This is a genomic window from Candidatus Bathyarchaeota archaeon (assembly GCA_023131225.1).
In the GTDB taxonomy this organism is placed as follows: Archaea; Thermoproteota; Bathyarchaeia; order Bathyarchaeales; family SOJC01; genus JAGLZW01.
In genome coordinates this window covers 23,504-49,570 of record JAGLZW010000013.1, presented here as the reverse complement: position 1 = coordinate 49,570, position 26,067 = coordinate 23,504, and the positions used below count along the sequence as shown (strand labels likewise).

Sequence of the window (26,067 nt, the reverse complement as noted above, 5' to 3'; positions counted from 1 at the left end):
TTGTTAACTATCAGTTATTTAAGATGGATACCTTAAAGGCTTTTATTTCAAACGTTCTAAGAGACTACGCTTTGTCTTTTCTGCAAGCTCCATAACCTTATTTACATTCACAGTTTTGATTTTCCTATTTTCCATCACGATTTTACCATTTATGATTACAGTGTCCACATCTGCACTTTTGACTGAGTAAACAAGGTGGCTTGTCTCGTTGTATACTGGCATTAGATGAGGCTTTTTGAAGTCAACTATGGCCAAGTCCGCCTTTTTACCGACCTCTATCGAGCCAACTTCTTTGTCCCAACTTATTGCTTTAGCGCCATTAATGGTTGCCATACGCAAGATTTGTTCAGCAGACAACACCGTTGGGTCTCTGCTTACTCCCTTATGGAGCAAAGCTGCAATCTTCATAACTTCAAACATGTCGGAGCTGTTGTTGGAGCATGAACTGTCTGTACCGAGGCTTACCGTAACGCCTTTCTCCAGGAGCTGTGTTACTGGACTTATGCCTGAGGCGAGCTTTAGGTTCGAAACGGGGTTGTGAGCGACTTTTACCTGTCTTTTATTCAAAATCGCCATATCTCTTCTTGTGAGGTGGACGCAGTGAGCCGCCACTACATCGTGGGAAAGAACGCCTAAAGCATCAAGATATTCTACCACTCCCCCTTTGACAGCTACGTTGAAAGCTTTTCTAATCTTTTCCGGCTCATCGGCTGTTTCAGCCACGTGAATGTGCCAGATTATAGGCGAATTTTGTGAGCATCGTTTTCGGTTCAGCTCTTGCGTAAACGCTCTCAGCTCTTTCATATAGTCTGGACCTACTGTGTAAGGGGAGTGAGGGCCTATGCTGATTCGTATAAGACCATCTTTTTTGTTGTGCCATGTTCTAGTCAAAGAATCCAGAGTCGTTCTATCTTGTTTTTTTCGCCACGAAAAACAGGCATGTCCCACGACGCCACGCAAACCTGTTTCAGCGAAGGCTCGTGCTTCGTTGTATTCGTCAGTATAGTGATACATTGTGTTGATTGTTGTTGTGCCGCCCCTGATGGATTCGATGGCGGTGAGTAAGGCGCCTGCGTAGATGTCCTGGCTTGTCATGTGTTTTTCGATGGGCCATACCCATTTTTCCAGCCATGTTTTGAGGTTCAAATCGTCTGCGTAGCCTCTTAGGATGCTCATAGCAGCGTGATGGTGCGTGTTGATTAGGCCTGGAATGACAACCTTGTTCTTTGCGTTGATTTTTCTGTAGCGTCGATACTTTGGCTTCAGTTTGTCGGTTTTTCCTATTTCGACTATTTTGTCATCTTCGATAATTATTGAGCCGTTTTTTATCGTGCCTTTGTGGCTTATAGTGACTATTGTTCCACATTCTATAATCGAATTCATAGACACTCTCCTGTTTTACAACTTTTCTAGATGAAATGTTATTAAAGTTGGTGAAGCTTTAGAAGAACTTTGAGGTTAATGAAGCTAAGCAGGCTAGATCGTGTGATTCTTATCTTGCCTGTCTTGGACATTCTAGACGTGTTATCCACGTTCTTTGCTGCTTGGCGAGGTTATTCCCTCTATCTGTATGAAGTTGGGCTGTTTGCGTCCTATTTTGCTTAAAAAGGTCTGCTTCACCTTTATGTTTTCATTTATTTAGGCATTTTAGTTGGAGTGGCTGGAGTGCTTCTTTTCATCAAGCGTGAAGTTAGCACAGCTAGGTTTCTTGATGAACTGTTGCTTCTGCTACAAGTAGGCGTGATCTGCCTCATTGAAGCACGTTTAACAAGTGTTATAGTGTCTAATTCCCTGTTGGGATTAGGTAGATTTGCGCCGTTTGGCGGATTACATTGGCTTATTTACTAAAGCGTGTTTATTACTATATTGGCGTATACTTGGGATGAGTTGAAAGAACTATTTGGATTTGGCATGTATGACAACGACTGAAAAAGAAAGAGTTGTGGTTCTACAAGAGAGTTTAGAGGCATATCTTTCGTCACTGTTCGGCGAAGATGTTGATGTGGTTTATGTTGATGAGCTAGGTAAAGAAAAGAAGCGGAATGATCTAGAAAAGGATAAAGAATGCGGCTTGAAAGGCTTCGGCTATGGGATTCCTTACCTCATCGTCCTAAACATTGGTGGCCGCATGAAAAAGATTGTTTTGGAAACGATGCGCCCCGGCAGTGGTTTTAGCCATGACCATTTCAGCGACCGCGCTGGGATTATACTTTGGCAACATTCCGCCTTCAACAAACTGCCTAAGCATGTACACTCGGTGGATGCTGGTGCCTTTACAAAAAGACGAAGCTTGAAGTCCCTTGGCGACTGCGACGAATTCTTTATTGTGACAGAATTTGTGGAAGGCAAGCTCTACCACGAAGACTTGGACAGGCTAAAAATGTTCAAGCAACTCGGTCCGTTAGATTTGGAGCGCTGCAGAGCCCTCTCTGAATATTTAGCTGAGATTCACCAGGTTAAGAGCCGCCGAACAGAGCTTTACATTCGACGAATCCGCGACCTCATAGGCCATGGCGAGTGCATAATGGGGTTAATGGACAGCTACCCAACTGGCTTGGATTACATTAACGAGAAGAACTTGATGGAAATCGAGAAGCGCTGTGTGGAGTGGAGGTGGAAGCTGAAAAGATTTACTCATCGACTGGCGCAGGTGCATGGAGACTACCACCCTTGGAACATACTCTTCCACAAAGACACCGACTTCACCGTTCTCGACCGCAGCCGAGGAGAATGGGGTGAGCCAGCAGACGATGTTAGCGCCATGACAATTAACTACCTGTTTTACAGCTTGCAGGCGCACGGGCGACTAGCGAAATCCTTTGAAACTCTCTTCAACCTATTCTGGAAAAACTACTTGGACAAGACCGGAGACGAAGAGATATTAACTGTCATTCAGCCTTTCTTCGCCTGGCGGAGCTTGGTCGTTGCATCTCCAGTTTGGTATCCAAACCTGCCAGAGCACGTGAGAAGTAAGCTTTTCAACTTTGTACGAAACGTGCTGGAGATTGAAAGATTAGACTTGAAGGATATTAACTCCTATCTCAAACTGTGAAAGCAATGCGCTCTCATTCCAGATGCTTAAGCATATATTCAATATCTTTGAGTGTAGATTGCTTGTACCCTTTATTCCTAAGATTTATCAACAGATTGACAATATTTTCTATGTCATTTCTGAAGGTGGGTAACTCACTTTGAAGAAGGGGTGGTGTGTTTGGGTCACTGGTTTGCCGGGAAGTGGCAAGTCCACCATAGCCAATTTGCTGCTGAAAAAGCTGAAGGCTCTAAACTTTTACGCTCAAATAGTTTCTATAGACATGATACGCAAATACGCCACCCCGCAACCAACCTACTCCGAAAATGAGCGTGAAGTAGTCTATGGCGCTTTAGTTTTCACTGCGAAAATGTTAACCGAAAATGGCGTCAACGTCATCATTGACGCAACAGGTAATCGCCGCCGATTCCGAGAGCAAGCAAGGCAAGCTATACCGCATTTCATGGAAGTCTACCTCGAATGCCCCCTTGAAGTTTGTGTGCAGCGGGAAGCAAAGCGCAAAAACACCTATCTAGCCCCCAGTGACATCTACAAGAAGGCAGAAGAAGGCAAAGCTCAAACAGTACCCGGCGTAGGTGCCCCTTATGAAGAACCTTTCAACCCAGAGGTAAAGGTTGACTCTTCATGGCTTTCAGCGGAGCAATGTGCTGAAAAAATCTTGACTGCAATTCAGGAACACTTCTTGAAATCTAAAAAGCCATAAAAGTCGGGTGGGCTGAAGGCTTTTGTCTCAGAAAAAGCAAACCATGAAGAAACTATTGTCACTGTTTCCCAGAACTTTTTCTGAAGAGTTGGACATAGATTTAGCTTCGTGCCGCGAAAAGGAGATTTTCAAATGGTTTCTAGCATCGCTTCTTTTTGGAGCACGAATATCCTCTAAAACAGCGAGAAAAACCTACAAACAATTTGAGACTCGAGGGCTCGTTACACCTAAGGCTATTCAGAAAGCTGATTGGAACAAGCTTGTTGAAGTTTTAGACGAAGGAGGCTACGCACGATATGACTATAAAACCGCCGACATGCTCCTAGACATAACCAAACAATTACAAGACCAATATGACGGAGAAATTCTTAACCTTATCGAAAAAGCAGCCAACTACAAAGAACTGGAAAAAAGGCTGGAAGAATTCAAAGGCGTAGGCCCAGTAACAGTTAATATTTTTCTCCGTGAACTCAGAGACGTTTGGCTTAAAGCCGATCCACCGCTTCAAAAATCCGTGATTCGAGCAGCACGACATCTGAAACTCATCAAACCAGACGACTCCAGAAAGGCCCTTGAACAACTCAAGGAGGTTTGGAAAGAGAACAAAGTAAAAGGGAAATCTTTTGCTCACCTAGAAAGCGCGCTGCTCAGATTTGGAAAAGATTATTGCACAGAAAGCAAATGTGATCTCAGAGTTTTAGAAAAGTCTGCGTCTAACTCTTGACTAGTCTTAAACCTACATACCTAAAAAGGTGGACCGGGCGGGATTTGAACCCACGGCCTCCTGAGTGCAAGTCAGGCATTCATTCCAGGCTGAACTACCGGCCCACTGACACGCGAATTTCTTGACACATAGTCTACTATTAAAGGTTTATAGTTTCTATTTGCCTTTCCTTCTCTTGTATTTCTTCAAAAACCGCTTATTCGGCAGTTTTGGTTTTTTAGCATGCTCCACATCAGCAACAGCTACAATAATTCCCCAAATAAGACACTTAATGTCTTACAACTGTCTTATACTAATCTAAAATACTTCTAGAAGAAACTTCTATAAAAAAACAGTTATTACGCTTTTATGCTACCACACGAAAGAACATAGCGATGATATAAATTTGCGAAAAATCGTAATCACAAAAAGTTTTGCGATTATTGCACTAGTTATGCTAATCTTGCTATCTGTATCCGTTTCAACGGTGGTTGGATTTGAAACTGAGATCAAATCGACTGTTTCAAGGACATCAATTGCTAAGGCTGGAATGGCAGAAACGAATGAAGAACCGACCTTGCAAGAATGGTTCGACGCAAATGGATATGCTATCAACGTGATTGAGCAAAAATTGGGAAATGAAACATTTGACGCGGGATATTATCAAATCGCGATTTTAGCAGAGATTGCTGGATATGCATCTTCAAACAATTTAAGCTGGTATCCAACTTCATCAGGTGAGCTGCATCAAATTTTTGATGGAGCCAACAGCTCTGGAGACATAGGGATCTTCGAGGCGACAGAAACCTTCGGATTGTGTTTAGGTTCTCCTGACGGCTTATTCTACACTGAAACGCACCGTAACCCAGATGGGTTTAACCATACGCTGATCTTTGCCAACCCTAACCCACTTGGCGGATATATTGTCGTCTGGGAAGATCTGTGGGAAGGCGGTGATGAAGACTTTCAAGATATGATTCTAGCAGTATTGATTCCTGTTACAGAAGCAAAAGTTTGCATTTTCCCACACAAATTGAACATGAAAAGTAGAGGAAAATGGATAACATGCTTCATCAGATTGCCTCAAGATTATGATGTGGAAGATATTGATGTTTCAACGATAATGCTAAATGGTACGATTCCCGCTGAACCAAAACCTGTAGCGATTTTCGACATCGACTGCGTTGGCGTTAAAGTACTTATGGTGAAATTCAGCAGAACCGCCATCATAGAATTCATCAAAAACGCAATCGTAATTAATGAAAACACTTCGAAATGTGTCAAAATCACGTTGGTAGTCTCTGGAAATCTCTTCAGCGGTCAAGCCTTTGAAGGAAGCACTGAAATTCGAATAATCCACTTTTCGAAATGTACTAGAAACAAAGCTAGCGTTCCACTAACCAAAACTCGCCGTGCCAAACATTTCTTTTGTGCAAAACCTTACGTAAGGTAGTCTTTAGCGATTTATGAATTAGAACTTTCCTTTATAGCCCGCAGCTTGTAATTTTATGATGTACGCTTTATGCCACGCTTCTCGTATACAAGTCTTTTCTTAACTAGATCCTCAACTTCCATGAGGAAATCTTTGTCCGTCTCTAAGCTAAGGAATTGGGCGCGCGAATCTTCAAAGCCTTTAGGAATCTCGATTCTTATGTTGATGAATGGTCTTCCTATTGCCATTTCAAATTCTCGTTTAGCTTCTTCGTATTCGGAGTCGGGCTTTTTTGTTCTTGATTCAACCCATTTTTTGACTTTAGCCATTTATTACACTCCTAATCCAAATCTCCAAATGAGATAAAGGCTGGAGAAACCTAATTGAAGTAGCGATGTTATAACACCTATCTTGGTAAATTCGCTGAAGCTCATTGAGATTCCTTCACGTTTTAAAGCGCCTACGGCCATCATGCAGACAGAACCACTTAGCGGCGTGGTGGCGCCTCCAAGATTTGTTCCCAGAACCAGTGCTGATGAAACAGGTGGGCGAAGATTTGGATTCAAAGAAGAAAATTTGGCGACTATTGGTATAAATGTTAAGGCAATAGCGAGATTGCTTACTACGGCGCTTGCAAGTCCGCTGAACCACAAGGTTGTAAGAGTTGTGTTTAATGGGTTGCCGCCAACCAAAACGAAAAGTTGTTCTGATACAACACTGAGAATCTCAGTTCTCTGTATGCCTCCCACTATGAACATGAAGCCAGCGATGAAAAATACAGTTTCCCAGTCGAGTCCTTTGAAGATTTCTGCTGGATCCGAGTTGCTGAGAACTAATGCTATAATAGCGCAGCCCAGAGCAACTGCTTCAGGACCGACCCCTAAGTTTTCCAATGTTAGGAAGAGGAATACCATAAGAACAAGGATGAAGATGGATCGGTAGAAAAGTTTCTTATTTTCTATGCTCTGCCAAGGATTATATTCTGGAAGAGCCTTTTTCTTCCCCAATCTTTTCTTGAAAAAGATGTAGAGAGCAAGAATTGTTAGTGCCCACAGAGCAACTTCGCATAGTAACAGATAGCTGACGAAGTCTGTAAAGGTCAGACCTAAGGCAACGCCGATGATCATGTTGCTCGTTGAGCCTATTAACGTACTTGTGCCACCGAGATTTATCATAATAGTTGCAGAAAGAAAATATGGTATCGGGTCATAATTAAGAAGTTTACTTACTGTCACCGTAGCCGCAGCCATGAGCAACATCGCTGTTGGATCGCTAAGAAACATGGAAGCAACAGCAGACATTATACAGATAGATACGAAGAGTCTGCCAGGGTTTCCTTCCGATAACTTGATAGCGTACAATGCTCCGAAACGGAATAGCCCACTTTTTTTGGCAACTTCCACTACGACCATTGTGCCAATTATTAGGCCAAGAATTTTTACATCTATAAAATCTAGGGCTTCCGAGTATGTGAACACCTCGTATTGCAGCCCAAACCATGCAGTAAGCAATGCTCCACTTAATGCCGCGATAGACATGGGAACGGCTTTAGTAGCTGAAAGAAGAACCGTCAGCAAATAGATGAGTACGAAAATTATGATTATTGTTGGCTCCATGCTATTCATCTGTTTTTTCTTGTTCAGCTATCTTGCAAAGACGATCAGCAAACGATTCGGCTTTTTGCTCAACGATTCTGTAAAGGATTCGTCCAATATCATAAATTAGTATAAGGATTATTCCGAGAGCGCCATATATGATGAACGTGGATAACCAATAACGAATGTCCCCTTCTAATGCACTCATAACAGGTAGAACAGCAGTTGCTATTAGAATGATAACTATGATGTATATGAAATCTCTACCTGCTCTTTTTGGAGACCTTTCCTCCTTTATCCCAATTCGTCTGATAATAATGTCGGTTACAATGTCGCCTAGCACCAAAGCATCGGACAACGCCCGTATTAAAAAAATCGCTGTAATGACAATTGTTATAGTCCGTGCTAGTAAACTAGCGTCCATATCGAGACCTGGAATGAGGATGCCTTTGACCGTCTCCGGAACCACCAAAAAAATTGCCAGGAAGATAATAGCCATAACCAAGCTCATTAAAAGCCGAGGAACTCTGCGACGTATCTCTTCCTTTATCTTACTCATGTTCGCCAGCCTTCTCCATTTAGAGATATCACGTCTATATTCAAATAAACTATTAAGATTATACTTCTGATTGGGCTGGATGAATATCGAGAACTAGTGCGTGCGCGTATTAACACCGATCAGGAATCATATTTTTCGAGTACAGATTTCAAAACCTTAAAGTCCTCTTCCAGCAAACCTTTATACTTTAGATTATAAAGCGCCGCCGCAGGATGAAACATGGGGATAGCGACAACTGGAACGCCAAATGAATCTATTCCATATACTTTACCGTGTATTCTTGTGATACTTTCCGCCTCAATTCCAGCTTTGGAAAGGATATACGCTGCTGAGTGCCTGCCTAACATCACCAAAAGCTTCGGTCGAATAACTTGAACTTGACGATTCAAATACAACCCGCTGCAAGTAGTAATTTCTTCCAATGTGGGGTCACGATTTTCAGGAGGTCTGCATTTAACAAGGTTCGTTATGTAGACTTTTTCTCGAGAAAAACCGACTTTATGCAGCAATTTGTCGAGGAGTTTCCCTGCAGCACCCACAAAAGGCAGTCCTCTCAAGTCTTCTTGTCTCCCAGGCGCTTCCCCGATAAACATTATTTCTGCGTCCAAGGCTCCATCGCCCGGAACTACATGTATACGTTGCTTCCCTAGTCCACATTTAACGCAAGCCGCCACTTCTGCACTAATTTTTTTAATAGTTTCTTCCTTAGACATTTGCTCACTAACGCCCTTTACTCAACAGACTAGCGGATATATTTTTGGCGGGTGGTACAGGGATTCACTAAGCGCGCATTTTCCTTATACATAGTCGGGGAATTTGCTAAACAAAATTAAATTCATCAAGAATGCTAAGGGTTTACATGTACGTCGCGGTTTAGATTCTGGCGTGTTTAGCATTCAGTTCTTCACACGTGCCATTTGTATATTTTCAGAGAGTATTGCTCTTGCTTTCTTGATTGCTGATACAAGAGTTTCCTTAGGAATCCCCGTTTCTTTTCTAAGTCTTTCCGGGTTTTTTGTGGTTAGTTGTTTTAGTAGAATTATCCCGGCAGACACTAATTTCTCTCTTGCCATGGTGTTTAAACCCTTGAGGTATGTAACTGGGTACAATTTCTTTTCTTCAATCAGAATTTGCAAGCTACGATCAGGGGGTGAACTCCAGCCTATGTTGTGGATTCCTCTACATTCTGCGTAACGTTTAGCGTGCTGCGAAAATTTCGTGTTGCAGACGATCACTGCTTTACTTACATTCAATGCGTTCAGTCCAAGTCTAAACCCTTCTGCGACGTCTTCGAAGATTGCCCTTGCGATGCGGCTTACATCTAAGCCCGTTGGAGTGTGATAGTTGTAATGATGCTTCACTTCTACAATGTATGTCTCGCCATTTTTCCTTGCGACAGCATCAACTTCATGCTCTACGCATTTGCCTCGTATAATCTGGTTTGGGACAACTTCGTATCCGTGTTCCTTAAGCAGAATCTGGATGAAACTTTCAAAATCAGGCTTCGGCTTCATCAAACTCAAAGCTTTTCGCAGGTCGATTTGATGCCTAACTGCGGGTTTATGCTTGCTTAACTGTGCAAAAATCATTTGAAGAATTTTCCTTGTTTGTATGCCATTGTATATCTTCATTTCAATTTTATCTGTAACGGCCTTGGCAACTTCTCGGGTAGCCCCCATTCTCAGGCAAGTCCTCACAACTTTTTCTCTGTCAAACAACTGCTTCGTTCCGTCAGCTTTTGCTACAAAGACAGACACAATCATCTACCGAATGTATAGAAGTGCAATAGTTTGCTAAAAGGATAATGTTTTATTCATTTGTAAACCGAAATCTCAGGATTAGCTATGTCAAGCTTTGAGCATGCCTACAGAGGTGTCAGAGTGAGGGTGGTTACCGGCGATATCACAAAATTGAAAGTCGACGCCATCGTAAACCCCGCTAACACCTTAATGTTCATGGACGGTGGTGCAGCTGGAGCAATAAAGCGGGTAGGTGTAGCCAAAATCGAATCCGAGGCGTTGAAGAAAGCTCCTGTGAAAGTTGGGGAAGCTATAGTCACGACACACTGGAAAGCTTCCAGCAAAATTTGTTATCCATACACTACTATGATTGACCTGCAATGCGAATCAACGAGAAAAACGTTCAACTGATAATGCAGGGCGCTCTGGAATACCTTCGAAACCCAAAAATTAGCAGCTTAGCGTTTCCGGGACTGTGTACAGGTGTCGGATGATTGTCGATGAAAACTGCAGCGAACATCATGATACAAGAATTGAAGAACCACTTGACAAACACACCACGCTAAGAGAGGTAATATTTGTTGGCCTTGAAAGCGAAGCATCTAAAGAGTTCGAAAAAGCTTTCTTGAAAGTTTTCAAGAATGTCGGGTAACCAGACAATATCAGGGTATTCTTCCACAGCAAGTGTCGGAACATTATCCCATTTGGATGTTTATCCGACAATTTTAAATACTAGATGTCCTTAGGAATCTCTTGGGAGTGTCGTCGTGTCGGGAGCAAGTAAAAAGCCAGTCAGTAGAGAGGAGTTCATCCGACGACTAAGCGAAGCAATTGTTAGCCAAATTCAAACAAAGAGAGGGAAACCGACAATCGCTGGCACAGCAAGACAGTTGAACATTCATAGAGACACTCTTTACGAATGGATGAAGGAGTTTAACATAGGATTTAATCAAGTTTATGAAGAAACTGTGATGTCTATGAAAAGTGTAAGAGTTGAAAAACCTGTCTACCTTATTGGTGAAGCTTTGGTGGGCGAAGGAGATGAAGTTGCCCACATAGACTTGTTGATCGGCGACAAAGACGGCCCAGTTGGAGAAGCGTTTGCTTCTGGCATGTCGAATTTATCTGCAGGACACACGCCTCTTCTTGCAGTGATACGGCCAAATCTCCCTCCGAAACCTCACACGCTTATCATCCCGAAAGTAACAGTGAAAAATCTTGAACAGGTGGGTAAAATATTCGGCCCAGCTCAGGCTGCCGTAGCAAAGGCGGTGGCGGACTCTGTTGAGGATGGAGTAGTTCCAAAAGACAAAGTAGAAGACTGGGTAATCGTATGTAGTGTTTTCGTTCATCCTAACGCTAAGGATTACAGAAAAATATATCACTATAATTATGGTGCTACCAAACTGGCTCTGAAAAGAGCGTTGACTAAATATCCGTCACTCGACAAAATCATGTATGACAAAGACAGGGCGAAGCATCCTATAATGGGCTTTAAAGTGCCCCGGCTGTGGCGACCACCATACCTGCAAATCGCCTTAGACATTCCAAGCCTTGGACGAGCAAAAAACATAATACAGGAGCTTCCTGAAAGCGACAGATTAATCCTTGAAGTAGGCACGCCTCTTTTGAAAAAGTATGGGGTCAAGGCAATTCGCGACTTAAGAGAGGTTGCCAGAGACGTGTTCATTATTGCAGACTTGAAAACCTTGGATGTTGGCAAAGTGGAAGTCGACTTGGCGTTCGAGGAGACTGCTGACGCCGTTGTGGTAGCAGGAGTAGCGGCAAAGGAAACCTTAGACGGTTTTATTTACGAAGCAAAAAAACTGGGGATATATGCGGTGGCTGACATGATGAACATTGACGACCCTGTTAAGAAACTTAAGACTTTGAAAGACATGCCTGATATAGTAATCTTACACCGCGGCATAGACATGGAAACAGGAAGAACTCTTGGACTAGAACGTATCAAAGAGCTCAAACAAGCTTTTGCGGACAAAAAGTTTCTAGTGGCGGTTGCAGGTGGCATAATCCCAGAAACAGCAAAAGAAGCATTGGCAAAAGGCGCCGACATCTTGATCGTGGGAAGATACATAACTCAGTCTAAAGACGTGAAGCGCGCTGTAAGAGAGTTCTTAGAACTGACAAGAACAATGAGAGAAGACATTGACTTGTACAGAGTTCACGTTGAATAACAAAGCGGGCATTTACGGCTAAATCGTTAAAAGCGATAGTAGCATAGAATTTGCCACGTTGCAGCTTCGAATGTGAACAATTATGGCGGATGCTATAGCGGTTTTTTCAATAGTAGGTGCTATAATTGCCATCGGTTTCTTAGCGAACTTGTTGTTTAAGAAAGTTGGGCTTCCAAGTAGTTTGTTCCTGATTTTGATAGGTATAGTTCTAGGTCCTGTCTTGGGAGTGTTTTCTCTGGCTGATGTTGATCCTATCACTCCTTTTTTGACCACTCTCACATTAATGATGATACTCTTTGAAGGTGGACTTAACATGGATATTTACAAGGTTATTTCGCAAAGCTTTAGAGCCGCCATCCTTGCGGTTTTGTATATTGTATCTGCAGCCACGTTTGTCACGTTGTTCGCTCATTTCTTGTTGGGTTTCCAGTGGCTTGAGGCGTTGATGTTGGGTCCTATGACTGCTGGGACAAGTTCAGTGGTTATTATACCGCTGGTCTCGAAGTTAAACATAAGCAAGGATGTGGAAGTTACTTTGTCATTGGAATCAACCATAACTGACGTTCTGAACATTGTTTTGGTGTTAGCTATTCTGCAGACTTATGTAGGTGGACTCGTTGACATTCAGCAAACTCTGATTACAATCCTGGGAAAATTTGCGATAGGTGCGGTTTTAGGTACTATTGTAGGTATCGTGTGGATTAGGGCACTCTATCTGATAAGGAAAGAGGAGTATACTTACATGCTCACCTTAGGCGTTCTTATTGGTTGCTATGCTGCTTCTGAAACGTTTGGAGGAAGTGGACCTCTGGCTGCTCTTCTTTTCGGTCTCATGCTGGGGAATGACAGGAAAATTTTCAAGACGTTAAGAGTTAGATTAGACTTGGGCTATTTGAGTGAAATCAAAAATTTTGTAAAGCGTACTCAAGGAGAGCTTTCGTTTCTGATACGGGCTTTCTTTTTTGTTTTTCTCGGACTCATCTATGGAGTCGGTAGAGGCGAATTTCCCATTTGGCTTGGTATTCTTATAGCCGTTTTGATTGTTGCAGTGAATTTAGTGTTTCGTCACGTCGCTACTACTGTTGCAACGTGGAGAAGCGATATGTTTCAGTATCGCCGTTTCATGACTTTTATGTGCGGGATAGGATTGGCGAACGCCACCCTAAGTATTCTGCTTTACAAAGAGTTGAGCCCAACTTTGTCTTATGCCTATCTTTACCCTGTCATAGCCACAAACGTCATCATAGTGACAAACATAATTACTTCAATCGCACCATTTTTAATTAAACTCCGCGAATAAGCAAGCTGTGACGATTATGAGTAAGGCAAATGCTTTCGTTAGGTTGATTCGACCTGTCAACTGTGCAATGATGGGGTTTGCAGTGATTGTTGGCGTTGCTCTAGCTGAAAAAGCAATTCTCTTCCAACAGCCTCATAGCTTATTGCTTGGCTTTGTAACTGGTTTTCTATTGACTGGTGCAGCCATGGCGATAAATGATTATTATGACAGGAAAATCGACGCAGTTAATGAACCTGAACGACCGATTCCAAGCGGTGCAGTCAGCCCGAATGGGGCTTTAGTGTTTGCTTCATTTTTAACGTTTATTGGTCTTACAGCAGCTTTATTAACAGGGCTATCTCCGAATTGGCAATGCTTTGCCATAGCCTTTGTTTCTTGGGTTATTGTTATTCTATACGTAACAAAAGGGAAAAGCACTGGTTTCCCGGGAAACTTACTGGTCAGCGCTTGCGTTGCAGTACCCTTTGTATATGGAGGCTTTGTGATTGGAAAGGGCTTCTTGATGACGACTGGTCTTTTTGTTGCTATGGTTTTTCTTTCGAACACGGGGCGTGAGATTACGAAGGGAATAGTAGACGTTCAGGGCGACAAAGAGGCGAGTATAAGGACGATTGCGGTGTTGTATGGAGAGCGAAAGGCGGCAGCTATCGCTGCTATATTCTATCTCTCCGCCGTCTCCATAACTCCTTTGCCATGGATTTTAGGAATTGTTTCTTTCTGGTTTCTCCCGTTTATCTTCTGGACAGACATGGGATTAATTTTAACCTCTATTCTACTTCTCTCAAATCCCTCAAGAGAAAACGCTAGGAGAATTAAAAATCGAAACCTATTTTGGTTCCTAAGCGGATTGCTGGCGTTTATTGCTGGAAGCCCAGGTTGAAGAATGCCAAAACTGTAAATATTTAGGTTAGAACTATGAAAGAAGAGAGGGATAACCATGTCCTTCACACCAATCCAAGACATTCTTGCAGGCAAGCACGAGAGCGAACAGATTAGCATCCGAGGGTGGGTTTACAGAAAACGAGAAAGCAAAAAAACCATCTTTCTACTAATACGCGACGCAACTGGAATAATACAGTCCACAATAAAGGAAGGAACGCAAGCTTGGAAAGAAGCAGAAAAAATAACTATCGAATCCTCCACCACTCTCAGCGGAACGGTAAAAAAAGACAATCGGGCACCCGGCGGATACGAAATCTCTACAGATGAAATAACAATTATTGGTTTGGCTGAAACATTCCCAATTGCTAAGGATCAGAGCGAAGAGTTTCTCCGAGACGTTAGGCATCTGTGGCTGCGCAGCAGAAAAATGAATCTTATCATGAGAGTAAGAAGCGAAGTCTTGTGGCTTATGCACAAGTTCTTCAGAGAGAAAGGCTTCATAGAAATTTCTCCGCCCATGTTCATAACCAGCGCATGCGAAGGCGGTGCCACTCTATTTGAAACAAAATACTTCGACCGAGACCTATTCTTGACACAGAGTGCGCAGCTGTATTCGGAGATTCTTATCCACTCTTTAGAGAAGGTTTACACATGTGCACCCTCTTTTAGAGCGGAGAAAAGCAGAACAATTCGTCATCTTTGCGAATACTGGCATTTAGAGCCAGAGTGGGCATTTGCGGACATGGATGATGTCATGCAGATTGAAGAAGAACTCGTAAGCTACGTCTGCCAAAAAGTGGCAAAACATTGCAAGCGAGAGCTGCAAGAGCTGGGGGTTGACCCGAAAAAACTATTGAAAATCAAGCCGCCTTTCCCAAGAATAACCTATAAAGAGGCAATTGAAAAACTGCGAAAAAAAGGTTTAGAAATAAAGTGGGGTGAAGACCTGGGCTATGATGAAGAGAAGGCGTTGGCTGAAGATTTTAAGGGCCCCTTCTTCGTCCATGACTATCCAAAGAAGATAAAGGCGTTTTACTGCAAAACTTACAGAGACAAGCCGGAAATAGCGATGTCTGTGGACATGCTGGTGCCTAGAATAGGTGAGTTGACAACTGGTGGTGCCAGGGAAGATGACAAGGACGAGTTGATTAGAAGAGTTAAGGAGCTAGGCTTGCAAGTGGAAGATTACGACTGGTACATTGATATGCGAAGATATGGCACAGTTCCCCATGCAGGATTTGGATTAGGTGTAGAACGACTGCTTATGTGGATGCTTGACTTGGACAACATAATAGATACCATTCCGTTTCCACGAACCTTGCGGAGAAGCTATCCCTAGCTGGCATGCGCACGCTAGAATTAGCAAATCTGTTTCAACTTTGTTTTTAAGCAGCCTATCTTCACTCTTAGTTTGAGTGCTTGAATGTGAAACGTCGATTCGGCAAGGCAAAGAAGCATGTCGTGGGTAAAGCTAATCCTTGGATATTAGACGTTCTTGATGACCAAAGCCTTAATGAGCTTAATAACAATAGAGATGTGTGGACCACAAGGCAGACCGATGCTAGTTTATGCGTGGCATGCAAGGGCTCACGAATGTTGTGTGGCAAAACTCGTTGCCCAGTCATGGTTCGCGTAAATTCTTTCATTCGAGCGGTGCCGCTTATCAAGAGTTTGAACATCAATGGAGCTTCACCGCCTAGCGTTTTTGTAGGGCGCATTGGATATCCCTACGTTTATGCAGGTCCCATGGTGCCACCAATTCACGAAGACACAAGCCTCTATGATTTGCCAGAGTTATGGTTTGGCAAAACAATTGACGAAATAGTTAGCTTCCGTTCCATGCTCATCCGGGGAAAATACCGAGTCCATGTACGTCGCATTAAAGAAGCAGGCAAAATTATGGACCTGACTCGCGAGTTAGCTTTAGCCTCTGCAGCAACCGATGTAGAACTGGCTTTGAAAAAGCGACCACACGGTTTTCTAGTATTAAACGACGACGTTCAGCCTTTTGGGCCATCCGCGCCAATCAAAGATTTGCGAGTGGATTCAGCACGTTGGGATCACCATGTTGAGAAAGCATACTATGACACGGATTTGAAAGCCAAACCAGCTGTTTTAGAGCTTTACGACAAGAATGTGATGGTGACAAGGATTCAAAGAGCTTTCAGCGTCGGAGCTTTCGGAGTTGAAAAGCACAGACGTTTGGTGCCGACACGTTGGAGCATAACAGCAGTTGACAGCATGATCTCCAAAGAGTTAATGGATAAGGTGAAGACATTTCCATTAATTAACGAGTATCATCTTTTCGAGTCTTCTTACTTGGATAATCAGTTTGAAGTTTTGATGATGCCTGATGTTTGGAGCTACGAAGCCATTGAGGCTTGGTATCCGGGCACCGTTTGGAATCCTAGTGGCAAATATGTTGTGATGTATGGGGATTGGGAGGGCTTTGATGGACGAACCACCTATGCGGACATCGGAGGATGTTACTACGCAGCTAGGTTGGCTGTGTGCGAATATTTAATGAAAGAACGTCGACAGGCAACCGTAATTGTGTTGCGAGAAGCGAGACCTGGCTATATTATGCCTGTAGGCGTATGGCAGGTGAGAGAGAATGTACGCAACGCCATGCGACAGCGACCACTGAAGTTTGACACTTTAGAGCAGGCGCTGCAGAGGATTTCAAGCAGATTCAACATTCCAATACAACGGTGGATCGACAGGAGTAAGCTAATCATGAATGCTAAGATACAGAGGAAGATAACGCAATACGCCTAGACAATTTCATGTTCTACTCGAGCTTTTTGCCGCACTTGTAACAGAACATATCATCAGCACGATTCTCTTCTCCGCAATCGGAGCAGACAACTGGTTCTCTGCTGGTTGCTTCCTTAATTTTTTCTTTTGCTGTTTTGAAGGCTTTCTCCATTTCTTTGCCAGCTATCGAAAATGCTTTCTCTATCTCTTCTCCCATTCTCGAAAAGGCTACTCTCAACTCTTCCCATGGAGTGGAAATGCCTGCTTCTACGCCCTTTCTAGTTCTCACGCCGCATTTGGGGCAGAAATATGCGTTTTCAGGTAGCTCTTTGCTACAATTTGAACAAAACACTTTGAATATCACCTAAGTCAAGAATGGAATAGAAGAATTTAAACGTATATCCTATAAGAGTTGCTTTCTAAGTTTCGTTAGTGCTTTTTGGCTTGTATCTTCTTTCCACATTTCGAACAGTATTTCAAGCTTTTTTCAACTTTTGTGCCGCATCGAGGACATACGTTTATTGGAGGAGGCTTCTCTTTTTTCTTCGTCTCCATTTTTAGAGCCCTTGCATATTGCCACCTCAGAGTAGCGAGGAAAGAGGTTATACCCGTGCAAATTATGAAAATCGTGAACCCTAGTATGAAGAGTGGTTCAAACATTAACAATCCTACAAAAATTAGGACTATGCCTATGATCAAACCTGATAACGCTATCCTCTTGAAGCGATCTGCCTCAGAGATTTTTTCTTGTAGCTCTTTTTTCTTCTTGCTCAACGTTAACCAGTTCCTCTGTTTTGATACAGTGCGAAATTCTCAAATGCGAGTTAGGTTGGAATTGTCAAGGATTCCAAATCTCTTGGGTAATAGGTAATCATTTCTGTGCTGTCTTCAGTGATTAGAACGGTGTCGGAATGCCTAAAGCCGCCAAAACCAGGTTCGTAAATGCCTGGCTCGCAACTTACAATCATCCCTGGCTTTAGTACTACTTCGTTTCCAACATCTAACCATGGCGGTTCATGTCCCTCTAACCCCAAGCCGTGACCAGTATGATGTCTCATTAATTTGCTCAAGCCAGCTTTTTTAAGAACTTTCGATGTCGCTTTGTCTACACTGCTACATTTTACGCCTGGTCTTAAGGCTTTAAAGGCTGCTTCTTGCGCCTTCAACATGATTTCGAAGTATTTTTGTTGTTTTAAGGTTGGTTCGCCCAGTATCATAGTACGCTCAAGTTCACAGCTGTAGCCTCCTATTTCTGCTCCGGCTCCCGTTATAAGTACGTCGCCGTCTTTCATAGGTCGCTTTGTTGCTATAGAGTGGGGAATAGCAGACATTTCGCCAACTTGCCCTCGAAAGCCTGCACCCGCTGGGAACCGCCCCCAACGTTGAGGCACATAGTTTGGTCCGAGAGATTTTTTCATGATCACTGACGCTTCATGGCTGGCAGCTATAGCCACGTCAAAGTCCCATAACCCTGGCATCGTATATTCTTGCAGCAGTGAATGTGCTAGGTTTGCCCATTTTGCGCTTTCTCGGATGAGTTCGATTTCTTCTTTGGATTTTATCAAGCGCATGTTTTCAATAATGTCTTTGGCAAGGATAAACTTGGTTTTTGGCAGTTTCTCAGTAATTGGAGGCCCAGTGTATCCCCAAATTCCTGCGGCGCCTGCCATGTTGTCAGTGCCTATTCGTTTTCTTGCTAAGCCTATGTCTTTCAGGAATTGGGCGAAATGGTCAATGGGATGCTTCTTTCCTGGGTAGTCTGGGTAGGTTTTGATGTTTTTTATGAGACGTGTTTTTAATGGAATGTGGTCAGTTTCCAGTAGCGGTCCCATAAAAGTGATTTCGCCGTTCAGTGGAATGACCAGTGCTGCTGGACGTTCAGTGGCGATATAGGAATAACCAGTTAAGTAGAAAAAGCTGACGCCGCTTGTGAGGTAGAGGGCATCAAGTTTTCTTTTGGAAAGCGTTTCTTTGACGCGTTCTATTCGTCTTTTGTGCTCGTTTTCACTTGCGGTTAACCTTACCATTTGACCCTCCCTAAACACCTTTTGAGTGAGCACATAAAGAGTTTACGACTATTCAGAACCCTCGAAGAAGTCAGCAAGCTTGCGTGTTTGCGATTTATGAAGAATTTCAGCGCATTTTCTTGGGTCTAAGGACTTAAAGGTTAACCCGAGTGTTACCAGCATCGTCTGTGTTCCCTTTGCAATGTTTGGAGCCACAAGTATTCCCCTCACTTCCCGGTTGACTATGCCTTGCACAGCCTTCACGTATCTAGACAGTTGCAGCGCAGCATTCCGTCCAGCAGTTTTCCGTTTAATCTCCACAACAACTAATTTGCCTTCGCCATCTATTCCGTAAACATCCACAAAGCCAGGCTCAACTTTCTTCTCAAAGCTAATTGGCTTAAATCCCTCTTCTATGATTGAAGGCTTCAGTAGAACTGCCTTCTGCATGTCTTCCTCGCTTGCATGAAGCGAAAACTCGCCTGTGTCTTTTAGCTTCAGTGTTGAAAGTAAGTAGATGTGGTCGAAGTATATGCGTAGAGATTCTGCAGGCTTGCGACGTACAGCCGTAATCTGCAAGACACCATCTTTAACATGCGATTGAAAAATGCATCCAGGCGGTTGCCAGTTTACGGGCTCATAGCCGCATGGACGGTGAACTAAAACAGAGCCATCTTCCTTTATTATGACAATACGTTCTCCTGGTTCAAGCTTGCTACTGGCTCGCCCTTTATAGTTAACCCAGCAGTTTCCAACCAAAAGCAAGAGTTTACGTTGAGCAAGTGCTTCCTTTATCGACCTCTGTGTTTCTTCATCAATTCTTGGATTCTCAAGAACGAGAGCGTGCTTTCGACTAACCACTGTATTCGCCAACAAGTTTTAGTAAAACTCTTTTTACATAAGACTTCTGATATTAAATGACTGAGTGGAAGCAAAAACTCCAACACATACACTATTACAATCGCACTGCAAACCTCTATAACCTCCGCTATACCGAGGAGCAGAATCTTAAGATTAAGGCTGCTGTAGAAAACCTGGACCTTGAGAAACAACGTTCGATTCTCGACATGGGCTGCGGAACCGGACTACTTCTTCCGAGAATACGAAAAATGGCGGAAAACGTTGTTGGTTTAGACATATCTAAGGGCATGCTAGGAGAGGTAAAATTCTCCATAAAGCGTTCAGCAAATGTTCATTTCGTTTTGGCCGACGCAGACAACACTCCTTTCCGTAACAACTACTTTGATATGGCTTTTGCCATAACCTTGCTGCAAAACATGCCTAACCCACATCATACCCTTCAAGAAGTAAAACGCATCACAAAGCTCAATGCTACCATAATCGTTACAGCCTTGAAAAAGCGTTTCACTGAACATTCCTTTCTAAAGCTTTTAGAAGAAGCGGATTTAAAGCCTAAATTATTGAAGACGGGTCCCAATCTGAAATGTCACATTGCAACATGCAATAAGCGTAACTAAGATTTGCCCAAGGGCGTAAACCTAGGACCTTAGGTTTTGTCGAATTCTAACAAAGAAATCAGTCAAGTCAATGTTTCCTCCACTGATTATTATCCCCACTCTTTTGGACTCCAACTCTATTTGCCTTGATAACACTCCTGCCAGTGAAACCGCTCCAGAAGGTTCAACCACCAGTTTCATTCTTTCCCAAACGAACTGCATTGCGCCAACAATCTCTTGTTCTGAAACCGTAATTATCTGATCAACCTTTTCTCTTATTATTCTGAAAGTGTTGCTTCCAAGAGAGCTTCTTAAACCATCCGCTATCGTGTCTGGATTCTCAACTGGTATGATTTTCCCAGCTTTGAATGACTGATATGCGTCATCCGCATTTTTGGGTTCAACGCCAATAACTTTAGCTGACGGAAGCAGGCCTTTGGTTGCAACTGCCGTTCCGCTCAGCAATCAACCACCGCCAACAGGACAGAAAACATAATCGAGTCTACCTATTTCCCTGACTAATTCATAAGCAGCGGTCCCAGCGCCAGCAATAATATCAAGATCATCAGATGGATGCATGAGAGTGTAGCCATGTTTTTCGATCAGTGGTTCAACGGCTTTCTCCCTGTCTGTCGGGTGAGGACCACAAGTAATTATTTCCGCCCCATAGCCTTTTGTTGCAGTCACTTTCACTTGAGAAGCATTTCCAGGCATAACAATTACTGCCTTAATCTGCAAAAGTTTAGCAGATAAGGCGAGTGCCTGTGCATGATTCCCAGAAGAGTGCGTTATTACTCCTTTCTTCTTCTGTTCTAGAGATAGTTGTGACAGGGCATTGTAGGCACCTCTGAATTTGAAAGCCCCAGTTTTCTGGAAATTCTCACACTTCAAGAAACAGTAACTACCGGTTATTGTATCAAGAGTCGAGGAAATCATTACTGGAGTGAGATTGACAACTCCTTTTAGTCGCTTGTAGGCTTCCTCTACTTCTTTGAACATTTAGACCGAGGAAGAATCATCACAACAGCTAAAAAAAGTTAATGTGTGTGTCCCATGTGTGTTTTCTCATATTCCCATCTATTAAAAGCCCATTCTAAGCGTTAAGCAGAGAGCCCAATCTGGAAGGGACACATATCATAGGCTTTGTTCTAAAGCAACAAACCCAGTGATTGTTTAAGTACCTTCACGTTGACTTCTCCAACTTGGAAAACATTGCCCGTTGTAACATTGTTTACGATGAACCTTGCAGGGGCGAAAAGGTTTGGATCGATTTGGTAGAAGTCGTAGTTGGCTTCTTTGAAGATTTCTTTAAATGGTTTGCCATATTGTTTGGAGGCTGATGAAGGAGCCTTCTCTAATAGAGCCTTTAGTTTCTCGTCACTTTTGTGTTTTAACGCGTAGTAGCTAACGCCGCCATATAGAATTGCGTCGTTCGTTTTTCCCATGGCTTCTGTAAATTTCGGATCAACTGGAGCGATAGGTGCGTATCCCCATGCATGCTGAATAGATAATGGATTAACTCCCAACTTCAGTAGCTTGTGTACACCTGTCTCTACAATTCTCCCAGAAATTTGTGTTGACCCTGCTGCACTTGTTGTGGGAACTAGGATAATGTATAGCTGGCTGGGTGCAACTTTACATTCAGAAGATAATTCTTTAATGAGTGATTCCGAGGGCTCTTTGCTGGTTTCTAGAACTATCACTGCAACGTCTGCCTTGTCCTCGTATTTTATCTTGTCAAAAATATCGTGAGGCTTCAAGGCCAATGCACGGGCTGGACCAGAACCTATTGCGAAGAAATCGCCAGATTTTATTTGCCATCCTGCGAATTGGGAACCTAAAGTGGCTACTGCGGGGTTGTCGGTTTGGATAAATATTGCGGGAAGTTCAAAGTTGTCGTAGCTTTTTGAAAATATGCGTGCTTCGCCAAGACCGCCCATGCAGATTTCTGTGATCGTTTTGCCTGCGTTGAAGCCGCCTTTCGAACGTATTCCTGCGTCAATTAATGTTGTTCCTGGCTTTGTTTTTTTAACTGATACGCAGTATTCGGCAGATTCCTCGCACAACGTCTGAACTAGTTCATAGGCTTTCTGATTTACGCTCAACATGGGTGACTAGTTCCTTCAGAAGTGAATATAAATCGAACGCATTGATTTGTCAAAGTATTTCTTCGCAGTTTTTTAGATGTTCGTTTTTGTTTTTTGATACATAGAGCTTTCCGTTTCCATGTTCAGTGAGATCGCCGATAAACAGATAAAATGGGCCTTTGATTTTTTCTTCTTCTGCTTTTGCTTTGCTCTTTATGCTGTCGATTGTAAATGTAGGTAGAACAGATGCAACGGAGCTGCACAAGATTATTTTTCCGCCTATCATGAATGCTCCAGCTCTTTCTTTGGCGTTGCCGTGAACAATTATATTTCCCTTTCTCATGCGAATGCCCACAAATTGATCGACATCACCGTAGACTTTGATTAAACCTTTCCTCATGTAGCACCCAACTTCTGTTCCGGCATTTCCGTGTATAATGATTGTTCCACCTTGCATGCCTTTGGTGCTTCCTCGATAGGCTCCGCCGATGTAGTCTCCTGCGTCTTTTTTCACTTCAATTGTTCCACCTTTCATTGCAGAACCAACCCAAGAATCAGCGTTGCCTTCTACTGTGATTTTTCCGCCTTTCATCTCTTCGCCAAGATGCATTCCAACATCTCCTTGAACTTTTACTTCGCCGTCAGTCATACCTACACCTATCCTGTGAACCTTAGACAGATTCCCAATGAGACGGAGGGTTACGTCACTAGGCGTTTTCCCGCAGTTTCCTTCTATCTCAAAAACATCGTTTATTCTTCGTTTGCGGTTTCCTTCCCAAAGCTGAAGGTTCGCTATTTCCTCTAATGACTTTCCAGCAAAGATGTTTGGGGAGAGACATTCTCCGCTAATTGGTGCTTTTAGCTCCTTTTTTAGTCGCAGCGTTATAGCCATTTTTTTACACCTTTGCTTGTATCGGAATTGGGGCTGCAGTTGCTAGGTGATGTTCTGGCACGAGATAGTTTTCATATTTAACCGTATAATATTCTTCGAAGACTTTCTGAAGCTCTGGCTCAAGCTCTAAAAGGCTTGGAGAAGCCTTTACATTAACCCAATACGTTTTTCCGCTGACGGATTTGATGATTTCTCCGTTTTTCACTACAACTTCTCCATTTTTTATGGTGTAAGCAGCGCTTTTGAAGGCACGTCTGATTCGTTTAGGATGCTTTGACAGATTCGTTTTTTCTGGATCCAGATCATAGATAGTTATGTCTGCGTCAGCCCCAACCCCTAGATGTCCCTTGTTCTTCAAGCCCAGAGCTTTAGCCTGACCAGCCCGGGTAGCTACTGCAATTTCGTAGAGCGTGTATTCTCTGTCTATTGCAGGGAGCAGAGCTCGCCGTCTTGCCCTCTTGCTTATTTTTTCCATAATTGCAATTCTTGCTTTTTGGCTCATGAGCCATGATATAACCTTCGGATACGCCGTGAATGGTCCAGCGTTGGGGTGATCTGTCGTTAGGAATACTTTCCATGGGTCTTTTATTTGAAGGGCGAGTTCTAGCCCGATTGTCCATTGAATTGCGTGAACGTAACTTTTTCGTTTGTAATGGAATGGCACTATTCCAGAGGTAGTTTCAGCCTCTACATCGTTGTTTACCCATTTGTTGCCAGTCATCCTATGAAGAGCGAACTGGAATGGGCCATCAGCTGTCATTGTTGTCGTGTTTGTGAAAATGATTTGTCCCATGTCTATAGTGACGTGGCTGTGAGAATTTACGTATTTAGAGATTTCTTCTGAAGCAGATTTGAAAGTGCGCCAATTTTCGCCTGCAAAGGAGCTGAACTGACAATGAGTTAAGTGAATTACAGGTTTTTCGTCGGTTGCCAAGTTCTCAACGCATTTCATGGTTTCTAAGGTTGTGAGGTAGTTGCCTGGTTTTCCGAGGTTGTTTGTGTGTACATGTATGGTGTGTGGCATGTTGAGAAGTTTATTCACTTTGCATAAGCCTTGGATGATTTCGCGTGGAGTTATGTCAAAGTTCGGCACAGGATCATCAATATCGCGGACATTCCTGCCAAAGCCCCACGCTTCGACTCCTCCAGGGTTAACGATTTTGATGGCGTATCCTTTGGTGGCGTTCATCATCCAAGCTACGTAGGCAGCGCATTCCTCATACTCCTTTGCTCTCAGATGTTCTAACACGAACCAGTTGCTGCCTAAAAGAGGATACGAGCCCTTGTCTATCATGGGGGTGTCATTCAATTCTTCATGTGTGTGTTTAGCTTTTAGTGGAGGCATTGCTGGGTCCATTACAGTAGTCCACCCCATTCTTGCGTAACGATAGCCCGTTGTAAAAGTTGAAGGAATTGAATAGCCAACTCCTGACCGCGTTTGAGTTGTTTTAGGCTCCACATCTTTGTAGTGGTCTTCTGGCCGTAGTAATCTACCTACGTTTACTTTAGCGCCTGCAATGTGAGAGTGCATATCTACACCGCCAGGCATCACAACCATTCCAGAAGCATCAATCACCTTGGCGTTTTCCGATTTCTCCACAATCTTGCCATTATAGACAGCAATATCCATTTTTTCTCCGTCGATATTGTTCAACGGGTCATAGACAAAGCCGTTCTTGATTAAGAGTCCTTCCACTCTACATTTTTCTCCTCTGCCGCTTTATTTATCATAACTTGCCGCAAAATTCTCTGTGAAGCTGGAGGGACATTGTCTATGCATATATGAAAAATGGGCCGGTTCATTTCTTCCATCCTTCAAGCTAGTTTCTCTGCGAATATTCTCGGCACACTAATTTCTGTTCAGCTTTAAGACAGTCTCAGTTCATCTATTGGCGTCGCACGCCAGACAGTTTATACTTTGCAAGGCCTATTTATCTGTTCTCTAATTATGTTTAACAAAGTACACGAAGATTTTTTTCCTTTATTATTTTTTCAGGAGAAAAGAGGTGATCCTGTGGTTTCTAAATTAGAAAAAATTCGAAAACAGGTTTGACGGAAACCTTATTTCAATTCTACATTAGTCCTATTGAAACCTGTGGAATAAGCATGCCTTCCAAACGAGTAGAAACTCATTATATCAATGGCTACAATAAAAGGAAAATTAAGGTTTCAGGACCTTTCTAGGCTCTTTTTAGAGTCTGTTTTACCGTTCTCCGACATCAATTCCGCTATCTCTGAAAAAGACGTATATAACCAAGGGATTTAAATGTGCTTCGCAACGATGAATCTATTTGAAGTAAGCGCGTGGGGGGTGTAACAACTTGAGAAGGAGAGCAAAGAGAGACACCTATATCTACGAACTCAAAGATGGGAATAGTATCGTCCAATATGGAATAACCAACAATCCAGATGTGAGAGTAATTCAACATGATAATGCAGGCAAGGAATTCACCCATCTACGAGTAATTCGAGGTCCTATGTCTAGAGAGAGGGCAATGGAACTGGAAGCGTTCTATATTCAGCGTTATCAGCGTCAACATGGTGGAGATCCTCCAGAATATAATACCTATAAGACCTATTAATGGAGTGAATAGCTTCATGCCAAAAAGAAAAGATAAATCTGTAAATGATGGTGAGAATAAGGAGAAAATCGCTTTTGTGATCTCCCTATCGGAAAACCAGGGTCGAACATTAGAAAGTGTTCAGAC

Annotated in this window: 25 protein-coding genes, 1 tRNA gene and 2 pseudogenes; 13 read left to right on the top strand and 15 right to left on the bottom strand. The window is 43.0% G+C overall.

The annotated features are described in order from the left end of the window. Window positions 1-42: 42 nt before the first annotated feature. Window positions 43-1,383: an amidohydrolase gene (locus KAU88_03765; GenBank protein ID MCK4477629.1), complete on the bottom strand. Its 1,341-nt coding sequence runs from the start codon at window positions 1,381-1,383 to the stop codon at window positions 43-45. Between the two features lie 532 nt (window positions 1,384-1,915). Here KAU88_03765 and KAU88_03760 point away from each other — a divergent pair. From KAU88_03760 to KAU88_03750, 3 genes are all read left to right on the top strand, one after another. Further along, complete coding sequence (locus KAU88_03760) at window positions 1,916-3,052, top strand: phosphotransferase (GenBank protein ID MCK4477628.1); 1,137 nt, start codon at window positions 1,916-1,918, stop codon at window positions 3,050-3,052. Window positions 3,053-3,191: 139 nt separating this feature from the next. Next, window positions 3,192-3,755 carry an adenylyl-sulfate kinase gene (locus KAU88_03755; protein ID MCK4477627.1) on the top strand — a complete coding sequence of 188 codons (564 nt, stop codon included), beginning with the start codon at window positions 3,192-3,194 and terminating at the stop codon, window positions 3,753-3,755. A 22-nt stretch (window positions 3,756-3,777) separates the two neighbouring features. After that, complete coding sequence (locus KAU88_03750; GenBank protein ID MCK4477626.1) at window positions 3,778-4,479, top strand: hypothetical protein; 702 nt, start codon at window positions 3,778-3,780, stop codon at window positions 4,477-4,479. A 29-nt stretch (window positions 4,480-4,508) separates the two neighbouring features. Here the strand turns inward: KAU88_03750 and KAU88_03745 are convergent. Then, window positions 4,509-4,583, bottom strand: a tRNA-Ala gene (locus KAU88_03745). Between the two features lie 281 nt (window positions 4,584-4,864). On the opposite strand from KAU88_03745, the gene KAU88_03740 reads away from it, so the two are divergent. After that, window positions 4,865-5,911 carry a DUF4114 domain-containing protein gene (locus KAU88_03740; GenBank protein ID MCK4477625.1) on the top strand — a complete coding sequence of 349 codons (1,047 nt, stop codon included), beginning with the start codon at window positions 4,865-4,867 and terminating at the stop codon, window positions 5,909-5,911. 53 nt (window positions 5,912-5,964) lie between these two features. Here KAU88_03740 and KAU88_03735 read toward each other — a convergent pair whose 3' ends face one another. The 5 genes from KAU88_03735 to KAU88_03715 form a co-directional block, all read right to left on the bottom strand. Further along, complete coding sequence (locus KAU88_03735) at window positions 5,965-6,219, bottom strand: hypothetical protein (GenBank protein ID MCK4477624.1); 255 nt, start codon at window positions 6,217-6,219, stop codon at window positions 5,965-5,967. 3 nt (window positions 6,220-6,222) lie between these two features. Then, entirely contained in the window at window positions 6,223-7,506 is a 1,284-nt protein-coding gene (locus KAU88_03730; GenBank protein MCK4477623.1) for a hypothetical protein, read from the bottom strand. A gap of 1 nt (window position 7,507) precedes the next feature. After that, complete coding sequence (locus KAU88_03725; protein MCK4477622.1) at window positions 7,508-8,044, bottom strand: hypothetical protein; 537 nt, start codon at window positions 8,042-8,044, stop codon at window positions 7,508-7,510. Window positions 8,045-8,163: 119 nt separating this feature from the next. Continuing rightward, window positions 8,164-8,757 carry a uracil-DNA glycosylase gene (locus KAU88_03720; GenBank protein ID MCK4477621.1) on the bottom strand — a complete coding sequence of 198 codons (594 nt, stop codon included), beginning with the start codon at window positions 8,755-8,757 and terminating at the stop codon, window positions 8,164-8,166. Between the two features lie 183 nt (window positions 8,758-8,940). Next, the gene (locus KAU88_03715; protein ID MCK4477620.1) at window positions 8,941-9,801 is read right to left on the bottom strand and encodes a restriction endonuclease; all 861 of its coding nucleotides are present in this window, start codon (window positions 9,799-9,801) and stop codon (window positions 8,941-8,943) included. An 87-nt stretch (window positions 9,802-9,888) separates the two neighbouring features. Here KAU88_03715 and KAU88_03710 point away from each other — a divergent pair. The 7 genes and pseudogenes from KAU88_03710 to KAU88_03680 all read left to right on the top strand — a co-directional run bounded on the left by KAU88_03710 (window position 9,889) and on the right by KAU88_03680 (window position 16,938). Further along, a pseudogene (locus KAU88_03710) lies at window positions 9,889-10,153 on the top strand (macro domain-containing protein). Between the two features lie 120 nt (window positions 10,154-10,273). Continuing rightward, window positions 10,274-10,435: a hypothetical protein gene (locus tag KAU88_03705; protein ID MCK4477619.1), complete on the top strand. Its 162-nt coding sequence runs from the start codon at window positions 10,274-10,276 to the stop codon at window positions 10,433-10,435. Window positions 10,436-10,760: 325 nt separating this feature from the next. After that, window positions 10,761-11,978: a bifunctional 5,6,7,8-tetrahydromethanopterin hydro-lyase/3-hexulose-6-phosphate synthase gene (locus KAU88_03700; GenBank protein ID MCK4477618.1), complete on the top strand. Its 1,218-nt coding sequence runs from the start codon at window positions 10,761-10,763 to the stop codon at window positions 11,976-11,978. An 82-nt stretch (window positions 11,979-12,060) separates the two neighbouring features. After that, on the top strand, window positions 12,061-13,278 hold the full coding sequence (locus KAU88_03695) for a cation:proton antiporter (GenBank protein MCK4477617.1): 1,218 nt from the start codon (window positions 12,061-12,063) through the stop codon (window positions 13,276-13,278). Window positions 13,279-13,294: 16 nt separating this feature from the next. Next, window positions 13,295-14,158, top strand: coding sequence for a geranylgeranylglycerol-phosphate geranylgeranyltransferase (locus tag KAU88_03690; GenBank protein ID MCK4477616.1), 864 nt, complete (start codon window positions 13,295-13,297; stop codon window positions 14,156-14,158). 57 nt (window positions 14,159-14,215) lie between these two features. Then, a complete protein-coding gene (gene asnS / locus KAU88_03685; protein ID MCK4477615.1) occupies window positions 14,216-15,499 on the top strand; it encodes an asparagine--tRNA ligase in 1,284 nt (427 codons plus the stop codon). Window positions 15,500-15,753: 254 nt separating this feature from the next. Then, window positions 15,754-16,938, top strand: coding sequence for a hypothetical protein (locus KAU88_03680; GenBank protein ID MCK4477614.1), 1,185 nt, complete (start codon window positions 15,754-15,756; stop codon window positions 16,936-16,938). A 13-nt stretch (window positions 16,939-16,951) separates the two neighbouring features. Here the strand turns inward: KAU88_03680 and KAU88_03675 are convergent, their stop codons facing one another. The 4 genes from KAU88_03675 to nucS all read right to left on the bottom strand — a co-directional run bounded on the left by KAU88_03675 (window position 16,952) and on the right by nucS (window position 19,784). Then, complete coding sequence (locus KAU88_03675) at window positions 16,952-17,269, bottom strand: zinc-ribbon domain-containing protein (GenBank protein ID MCK4477613.1); 318 nt, start codon at window positions 17,267-17,269, stop codon at window positions 16,952-16,954. Between the two features lie 77 nt (window positions 17,270-17,346). Then, the gene (locus KAU88_03670; protein MCK4477612.1) at window positions 17,347-17,691 is read right to left on the bottom strand and encodes a hypothetical protein; all 345 of its coding nucleotides are present in this window, start codon (window positions 17,689-17,691) and stop codon (window positions 17,347-17,349) included. Between the two features lie 50 nt (window positions 17,692-17,741). Then, a complete protein-coding gene (locus tag KAU88_03665) occupies window positions 17,742-18,944 on the bottom strand; it encodes an aminopeptidase P family protein (protein MCK4477611.1) in 1,203 nt (400 codons plus the stop codon). A gap of 48 nt (window positions 18,945-18,992) precedes the next feature. Beyond that, window positions 18,993-19,784, bottom strand: coding sequence for an endonuclease NucS (gene nucS / locus KAU88_03660; GenBank protein MCK4477610.1), 792 nt, complete (start codon window positions 19,782-19,784; stop codon window positions 18,993-18,995). 56 nt (window positions 19,785-19,840) lie between these two features. Between nucS and KAU88_03655 the strand changes: the two genes are divergently transcribed. Beyond that, a complete protein-coding gene (locus tag KAU88_03655; protein ID MCK4477609.1) occupies window positions 19,841-20,401 on the top strand; it encodes a methyltransferase domain-containing protein in 561 nt (186 codons plus the stop codon). Between the two features lie 21 nt (window positions 20,402-20,422). Here KAU88_03655 and KAU88_03650 read toward each other — a convergent pair. From KAU88_03650 to KAU88_03635, 4 genes and pseudogenes are all read right to left on the bottom strand, one after another. Then, window positions 20,423-21,379, bottom strand: a pseudogene (locus tag KAU88_03650) (pyridoxal-phosphate dependent enzyme). Between the two features lie 149 nt (window positions 21,380-21,528). Further along, window positions 21,529-22,485, bottom strand: coding sequence for a methenyltetrahydromethanopterin cyclohydrolase (locus tag KAU88_03645; GenBank protein ID MCK4477608.1), 957 nt, complete (start codon window positions 22,483-22,485; stop codon window positions 21,529-21,531). A 52-nt stretch (window positions 22,486-22,537) separates the two neighbouring features. After that, window positions 22,538-23,359, bottom strand: a complete 822-nt coding sequence (locus KAU88_03640) for a formylmethanofuran dehydrogenase subunit C (GenBank protein MCK4477607.1) — start codon at window positions 23,357-23,359, stop codon at window positions 22,538-22,540. 4 nt (window positions 23,360-23,363) lie between these two features. After that, window positions 23,364-25,055, bottom strand: a complete 1,692-nt coding sequence (locus KAU88_03635; GenBank protein ID MCK4477606.1) for a formylmethanofuran dehydrogenase subunit A — start codon at window positions 25,053-25,055, stop codon at window positions 23,364-23,366. Between the two features lie 625 nt (window positions 25,056-25,680). Here KAU88_03635 and KAU88_03630 point away from each other — a divergent pair. Next, the gene (locus KAU88_03630) at window positions 25,681-25,941 is read left to right on the top strand and encodes a hypothetical protein (GenBank protein MCK4477605.1); all 261 of its coding nucleotides are present in this window, start codon (window positions 25,681-25,683) and stop codon (window positions 25,939-25,941) included. The last annotated feature ends 126 nt before the right edge of the window (window positions 25,942-26,067 follow it).

Coding starts and splice junctions, on each gene's coding strand:
- KAU88_03690 (MCK4477616.1), top strand. CDS start 13,295: ATGAGTAAGGCAAATGCTTTCGTTAGGTTGATTCGACCTGTCAACTGT.
- KAU88_03735 (MCK4477624.1), bottom strand. CDS start 6,219: ATGGCTAAAGTCAAAAAATGGGTTGAATCAAGAACAAAAAAGCCCGAC.
- KAU88_03730 (MCK4477623.1), bottom strand. CDS start 7,506: ATGGAGCCAACAATAATCATAATTTTCGTACTCATCTATTTGCTGACG.
- KAU88_03680 (MCK4477614.1), top strand. CDS start 15,754: ATGTTGTGTGGCAAAACTCGTTGCCCAGTCATGGTTCGCGTAAATTCT.
- KAU88_03760 (MCK4477628.1), top strand. CDS start 1,916: ATGACAACGACTGAAAAAGAAAGAGTTGTGGTTCTACAAGAGAGTTTA.
- KAU88_03640 (MCK4477607.1), bottom strand. CDS start 23,359: ATGGCTATAACGCTGCGACTAAAAAAGGAGCTAAAAGCACCAATTAGC.
- KAU88_03665 (MCK4477611.1), bottom strand. CDS start 18,944: ATGGTAAGGTTAACCGCAAGTGAAAACGAGCACAAAAGACGAATAGAA.
- KAU88_03700 (MCK4477618.1), top strand. CDS start 10,761: ATGAAAAGTGTAAGAGTTGAAAAACCTGTCTACCTTATTGGTGAAGCT.
- KAU88_03765 (MCK4477629.1), bottom strand. CDS start 1,383: ATGAATTCGATTATAGAATGTGGAACAATAGTCACTATAAGCCACAAA.
- KAU88_03725 (MCK4477622.1), bottom strand. CDS start 8,044: ATGAGTAAGATAAAGGAAGAGATACGTCGCAGAGTTCCTCGGCTTTTA.
- KAU88_03705 (MCK4477619.1), top strand. CDS start 10,274: ATGATTGTCGATGAAAACTGCAGCGAACATCATGATACAAGAATTGAA.
- asnS (MCK4477615.1), top strand. CDS start 14,216: ATGTCCTTCACACCAATCCAAGACATTCTTGCAGGCAAGCACGAGAGC.
- KAU88_03655 (MCK4477609.1), top strand. CDS start 19,841: ATGACTGAGTGGAAGCAAAAACTCCAACACATACACTATTACAATCGC.
- KAU88_03720 (MCK4477621.1), bottom strand. CDS start 8,757: ATGTCTAAGGAAGAAACTATTAAAAAAATTAGTGCAGAAGTGGCGGCT.
- KAU88_03695 (MCK4477617.1), top strand. CDS start 12,061: ATGGCGGATGCTATAGCGGTTTTTTCAATAGTAGGTGCTATAATTGCC.